Source organism: Promicromonospora sp. NPDC060271, from assembly GCF_042726755.1.
Lineage (GTDB): Bacteria > Actinomycetota > Actinomycetes > Actinomycetales > Cellulomonadaceae > Promicromonospora.
In genome coordinates, this window is sequence record NZ_JBHXBG010000246.1 from 1 (window position 1) to 6194 (window position 6194).

Sequence of the window (6194 nt, forward strand, 5' to 3'; positions counted from 1 at the left end):
GCACAAATATCCAGCACTCAACGGAGGAGAAGAAGCGTCCTAGCGGTCAGTGGGACCGGAGGGCCTTGATGAGGTCGCCCTTGCGCATCTTGGACCGGCCCTCGATGCCGATCTCGGCGGCGCGCTTGCGGAGGTCCTCGGCCGTCCAGTCGTCGTAGTCGCCGGACTTGCCGCCCTTGCGGCCGACCGACTTGCGGGACGTGTTCGCCGCGGCGTTCGCGATACGCGCCGACTTCTCCTTGGAGTTGCCGTCGTCGCGGAGCTTCTCGTACAGCTCCTTGTCCTTGACGCTGGGGCCCGGGTCACGCTTCGGCATGGCTGTTCCTCCCGCTCAGGCTGACCGTTCACCGTCAGCACGGTTCGTCTCCACCATGGCTCAGCCCGAAGCGGCTCGCACGCGCGGACCGGCTGAGGCAGGCTCGTACCGTGACCACACTCAACCTGCCCGTGCAGCCACCGGTCCGGCCGATGCTCGCCAAGAGTGTCGCGTCGATCCCGGCCCAGGCGGCGACCGACGCCGGTCCCGCCTACGTCTACGAGCCGAAGTGGGACGGCTTCCGCGCCATCGTCTACCGCGACGGCTCCGATGTCCGGATCGACTCGCGGAACACCAAGCCCATGGACCGCTACTTTCCGGACGTCGTCGCGGCGGTCCGGGAGGCGCTCCCCGAGCGCTGTGTCGTCGACGGCGAGATAGTCATCGCGCAGACGCCGGACGGCGGCCCGGCGCACCTGGACTTCGAGCTGCTGTCCCAGCGCATCCATCCGGCGGCGTCGCGCGTGAACATGCTGGCCGAGACGACGCCCGCCGCGCTGGTGGTGTTCGACGTCCTCGCCCTGGGCGACGAGCCGCTCGTGGACCGGCCGCTCACCGAACGGCTCGCGGCCCTGGACGGGCTGGGCCTGAAGGGCCCGCTCGTCTTCGCCACGCCGCGCACCCTCGACGCCGCGGTCGCCCAGGACTGGTTCGGCTCGTTCGAGGGAGCGGGGCTCGACGGCGTGGTCGCCAAGCCCGCTGACGGCCCGTACGCCCCCAACAAGCGCGCGATGCTGAAGATCAAGCACACCCGCACGGCCGACGTCGTCCTGGCGGGGTACCGGCTGCACAAGACCTCGACGCCCGAGGCACCGGTGCTCGGCTCGCTGCTGCTGGGCCTGTGGGACGAGTCCGACGAGGGTCCGCGGCTGCAGTTCGTCGGCGTCGCGGCGTCGTTCTCGGCGACCCGGCGCGCGGAGCTGGTCGAGGAGCTGGCGCCGCTGGTCGTGGAGCCCGGCACACCGGCGGCGGACGAGCATCCTTGGCACGGCTGGACCGACCCCGCGAACGCCGAGGCCGGCGACCGGCTGCCCGGCGCGCAGTCGCGCTGGAGCTCGGGCAAGGACCTGTCGTTCACGCCCCTGCGCCCCGAGCGGGTGCTGGAGGTGGGCTACGACCACATGGAGGGCACGCGGTTCCGGCACACTGCCCAGTTCAAGCGCTGGCGCCCGGACCGCGAACCGGCGTCGTGCACCTACGAGCAGCTGGAGGAACCGGTCGGCTTCGACCTGGGCGAGCTGCTGCCGGGCGCTCCCGGCACGGCCTGAGGAGCGGTGTTCCCCTCCACTCTCAACCTATAGCGCACCGGGGGGCTTGCGGCAAGACCCCCGTCGTGACGCAGAATCGGCGGCCCAGGCCAGAGCCTGCGGGTAGCGCGATGCTGACGGGGGAACCGATGATCGATGTGACAGTGGTGGGCGGCGGGCCGACCGGCGTGATGCTGGCGAGCGAGCTGCGGCTGCGGGGCGTGCACGTGCTCGTGCTCGACAAGGAGGCGGCGCCGACCAAGGTGGTGCGCGGGCTGGGGCTGCACGCCCGCACCGTCGAGGTGCTGGACCAGCGAGGGCTCCTGGACCGGTTCCTCCCGCTGGGCAAGCAGTACCCGGTGGGTGGCTTCTTCGCGGGTATCAGCAAGCCGATGCCGGGCGGCCTGGACACCACGTATCCGTACGTGCTCGGCATCCCGCAGCCCACGACGGAGCGCCTGCTGACCGAGCACGCCGCCGAGCTCGGCATCGAGATCCGCCGGAGCTGCGAGCTGGTCGGCCTGAGCCAGGACGACGACGGCGTGACCGCCGAGCTGGCGGACGGCACGCGGCTGCGCTCCCGCTACCTCGTCGGGTGCGACGGCGGCCGCAGCACCGTGCGCAAGCTCCTCGGCGTCGGCTTCCCGGGGGAACCCGCCCGACGCGAGACGCTGCTCGGCGAGGTCGAGCTGACCGCCCCGCCCGAGGAGGTGGACGCCGTCGTCACCGAGGTGCGCAAGACCCAGCGGGAGTTCGGCGCCATGTCGCTCGGGGACGGGCTGTTCCGCATCGGCGCGCCCGCGGAGGGGGTCGCCGAGGACCGGGCCACGCCGCCGACCCTTGACGAGCTGAAGCAACAGGTGCGCAAGCTCGCAGGCACCGACTTCGGTGCGCACTCGCCGCGCTGGCTGTCCCGCTTCGGGGACGCCACCCGGCTGGCCGACCGCTACCGGGTCGGCCGGGTGCTGCTCGCGGGCGACGCGGCGCACGTCCACCCGCCGTACGGCGGGCAGGGGCTCAACCTCGGCCTCCAGGACGCCTTCAACCTGGGCTGGAAGCTGGCCGCCGAGGTCAGCGGCTGGGCGCCGGAAGGGCTGCTGGACAGCTACCACGCCGAACGTCACCCGGTGGCCGCCGACGTGCTGGACAACACCCGCGCCCAGGGTGAGCTGCTGTCCCTGGAACCCGGCGCCCAGGCCGTGCGCCGGCTGCTGGCCGAGCTCATGGACATCGAGGACGTGAACCGGCGTCTGACCGAGAAGGTCATGGCGACAGGGATCCGCTACGACGTCGGCGAGGGACACGAGCTGCTCGGCCGGCGGCTGCGCGACATCAGGCTGGAGCAGGGCCGCCTCTACGAGCGGATGCACGACGGCCGCGGGGTGCTGCTCGACCGGACCGGCCGCCTCTCCGTGGCCGGGTGGGCGGACCGGGTGGTGCGGGTCGCCGACCCCGCCGCGGAGCTGGACGTGCCTGCGGTGCTGCTCCGGCCGGACGGCCACGTGGTGTGGGTCGGCGACGACCAGGCGGACCTGGCCGGGCCCCTCACGCGGTGGTTCGGGTCGAGCGTGCCGGCGTCCGAGCCGCGCTGAACGGCACCGTCACCGGTCGAGCCTGTCGAGACCTGGTCCGGTCCCGACAGGCTCGGCCACCGCTTCGTCAGACCGGCAGCTGCGGCCGCTCCACCGGCTTGGTGCCGGTGATGCGGTGCACGTCGAACACGCCCTCGACCTTCCGGACCGCCGCGAGCACCGTCGCGAGGTGCGCGGGCTCCGCCATCTCGAAGATGAACCGGGAGACCGCGAGCCGGTCGTCCGACGTCGAGACGAACGCGGAGAGGATGTTCACGTGGTTCTCGGACAGCACGCGGGTGACGTCCGAGAGCAGGCGGGACCGGTCGAGCGCCTCGACCTGGATCTGGACGAGGAACATCGTGTTGGCGCCCTGGGTCCACTCCACCTCGACGAGGCGCTCCGGCTGCTTGCGCAGGCCGTCCAGGTTCACGCAGTCCGAACGGTGCACGCTGACGCCCTGGCCACGGGTGACGAAGCCGACGATGTCGTCGCCAGGCACCGGCGTGCAGCACTTGGCCAGCTTGACCCATACGTCGGCCGACTCGGCGCCCTTGAGCATGACGCCCGGGTCGCCCGAGCGCACGCGCCGGGCGGTGAGGCCGCCGGGCCGGGCCGCCTCGGCCATGTCCTCCTCGGCGCCGTCCGCGCCACCGAGCGCTTTGACGAGCTTGTCCACCACGTTGTTCGCGGAGATCAGGCCTTCGCCGACTGCGGCGTACAGGCCGGTCACGTCCTGGTAGTTCATCTCGTCCGCGACCCCGAGCAGGGTCTCGTGCGACATGAGGCGCTGGATCGGCAGGTTCTGCTTGCGCATCGCCTTCGCGATCGAGTCCTTGCCGGTCTCGACGGCCTCCTCGCGGCGCTCCTTCGTGAACCACTGGCGGATCTTGTTCCGCGCCCGCGGCGACTTCACGAACCCGAGCCAGTCCCGGCTCGGGCCCGCCGTCTCGGACTTCGAGGTGAGCACGTCGACGACGTCGCCGTTCTCCAGCGGCGAGTCGAGCGGCACCAGACGGCCGTTCACCCGGGCGCCCATGGTGCGGTGCCCCACCTCGGTGTGCACGGCGTAGGCGAAGTCGACGGGCGTCGCGCCGCCCGGCAGCGCCATCGCCATACCCTTCGGCGTGAAGACGTAGACCTCGTCGCCACCGATCTCGAACCGCAGTGAGTCGAGGAACTCCGCCGGGTCGGCGGTCTCGCGCTGCCAGTCCACGAGCTGGCGCAGCCAGGCCATGTCCTGGTTCTTCGGGTCGGCCCCGCCGGCGCCGGCGGGGGTCTTCTCCTTGTACTTCCAGTGCGCGGCGACGCCGTACTCCGCGCGCCGGTGCATGTCGTGCGTGCGGATCTGGATCTCGACGGGCTTGCCGCCCGGCCCGATCACCGTCGTGTGCAGCGACTGGTACATGTTGAACTTCGGCATCGCGATGTAGTCCTTGAACCGGCCCGGGACCGGGTTCCACCGCGCGTGCATGGCGCCGAGCGCCGCGTAGCAGTCGCGCACGGTGTCCACGAGGACGCGCGTACCGACGAGGTCGTAGATCTCCGCGAAGTCGTGACCGCGCACGATCATCTTCTGGTAGATCGAGTAGTAGTGCTTCGGCCGGCCCGTCACGGTCGCCTTGATCTTGGCGCTGCGCAGGTCCGACTCGATCTGGCCGCGCACCACGCCGAGGTACTCCTCGCGCGCGGGGGCCCGTTCGGCGACGAGGTGGACGATCTCGTCGTACACCTTGGGGTACAGGGCCTGGAAGGACAGGTCCTCCAGCTCCCACTTGATCGTGTTCATGCCCAGCCGGTGGGCCAGGGGCGCGTAGATCTCGACGGTCTCGCGCGCCTTGCGCTCCGCCGACTTGGACGGCACGTACTTCCAGGTGCGGGCGTTGTGCAGGCGGTCGGCCAGCTTGATGACCAGCACGCGGATGTCCTTGGCCATCGCCACGACCATCTTGCGCACGGTCTCGGCCTGCGCCGCGTCGCCGTACTTCACCTTGTCCAGCTTGGTGACGCCGTCCACCAGCAGCGCGACGTCGTCGCCGAAGTCGCTGCGCAACGAGTCCAGCGAGTAGTCGGTGTCCTCCACCGTGTCGTGCAGGAGCGCCGCGGCGATCGTCGTGCCCTCGAAGCCGAGCTCCGCGAGGATCGTGGAGACGGCGACGGGGTGCGTGATGTACGGGTCGCCGCTCTTGCGCATCTGGCCGCGGTGCGCCTTCTCGGCGACCACGTACGCGCGCTCGATCAGCGCGACATCGGCCTTGGGATGGTTGCTGCGGATCGCCTGCAGCAGCGGCTCGATGGCCGCGGGTGAACCACCGCCCACGCTGCGCACACCGAGACGCACCAGCCGGTTCCGCATCCGGTTGCCACCGGGCGGCGTCGGCGGATTCTTCTCGGGCACAGGAGCGCGTGACACCGTGTTCTCAGCCATGTACGCGCCTCCTTCCCCGGGTACCACCCGGAGTCGCCAGTCTATCCCTGGACCTCTATTCCCCGTCCGTACGGCTCAGTCACCGGGACGTCGTGCCCACCCGCAGGAGAGTATCGACGTTATGGCCCTGAAGCCTGTCCCGGCCGTGGAGTTCTTCCAGCTCGAGCAGGAACGCCAGTCCTGCCACCACTCCCCCGCACTGCTCCACGAGCTGTGCGGCCGCCGCCGCGGTGCCACCCGTGGCGAGAACGTCGTCGATGATCAGAACACGCGCACCCGGGGTGAGTGTTCCCGAGCGCAGCTCGATGGTCGCCGAGCCGTACTCCAGGTCGTACGACACGCTCTCGGTGGGCGGCGGGAGCTTGCCGGCCTTCCGCAGGGGAAGGAACCCGAGACCCAGCGCGTGCGCGACGGGCGTGCCGAGCAGGAAGCCGCGCGCCTCCATGCCCGCCACGACGTCCACGCCGTCGGCCAAGGCCAGCCGGGTGAACGCCTCGACCACGTCGGCCAGCCCTTCGGCGTCGGCCAGGAGCGGGGCGATGTCCTTGAAGAGGATGCCCGGGGAGGGAAAGTCTGGGACGTCCACGATCAGGTCGCGAACGCGCGTCGCCCTCTCCGGCAGCAGGCCGGAG

5 protein-coding genes are annotated in these 6194 nt (G+C 71.0%); 2 read left to right on the forward strand and 3 right to left on the reverse strand.

Features of this window, described 5'->3' with window-relative positions; translation table 11 throughout:
* Positions 1-46: 46 nt before the first annotated feature.
* Complete coding sequence (locus tag ACFWE2_RS24025) at positions 47-316, reverse strand: Rho termination factor N-terminal domain-containing protein (protein WP_377226729.1); 270 nt, start codon at positions 314-316, stop codon at positions 47-49.
* Between the two features lie 110 nt (positions 317-426).
* Between ACFWE2_RS24025 and ACFWE2_RS24030 the strand changes: the two genes are divergently transcribed.
* Both ACFWE2_RS24030 and rox read left to right on the forward strand, forming a co-directional pair.
* Positions 427-1584, forward strand: a complete 1158-nt coding sequence (locus ACFWE2_RS24030) for an ATP-dependent DNA ligase (protein ID WP_377226730.1) — start codon at positions 427-429, stop codon at positions 1582-1584.
* A gap of 128 nt (positions 1585-1712) precedes the next feature.
* A complete protein-coding gene (gene rox / locus ACFWE2_RS24035) occupies positions 1713-3155 on the forward strand; it encodes a rifampin monooxygenase (RefSeq protein ID WP_377226731.1) in 1443 nt (480 codons plus the stop codon).
* Between the two features lie 67 nt (positions 3156-3222).
* On the opposite strand, the gene ACFWE2_RS24040 is transcribed toward rox, so the two are convergent.
* Together ACFWE2_RS24040 and ACFWE2_RS24045 are read right to left on the reverse strand one after the other, a co-directional pair.
* Positions 3223-5562, reverse strand: coding sequence for a RelA/SpoT family protein (locus ACFWE2_RS24040; protein WP_377226732.1), 2340 nt, complete (start codon positions 5560-5562; stop codon positions 3223-3225).
* Between the two features lie 79 nt (positions 5563-5641).
* Positions 5642-6194: adenine phosphoribosyltransferase (locus tag ACFWE2_RS24045; RefSeq protein WP_377226733.1), on the reverse strand; the 553-nt coding region annotated here is incomplete at its 5' end.

What these genes read in the sequence shown, in the direction of transcription:
- ACFWE2_RS24040 (WP_377226732.1), bottom strand. Translation starts at nt 5,562, where the DNA reads ATGGCTGAGAACACGGTGTCACGCGCTCCTGTGCCCGAGAAGAATCCG.
- ACFWE2_RS24025 (WP_377226729.1), bottom strand. Translation starts at nt 316, where the DNA reads ATGCCGAAGCGTGACCCGGGCCCCAGCGTCAAGGACAAGGAGCTGTAC.
- rox (WP_377226731.1), top strand. Translation starts at nt 1,713, where the DNA reads ATGATCGATGTGACAGTGGTGGGCGGCGGGCCGACCGGCGTGATGCTG.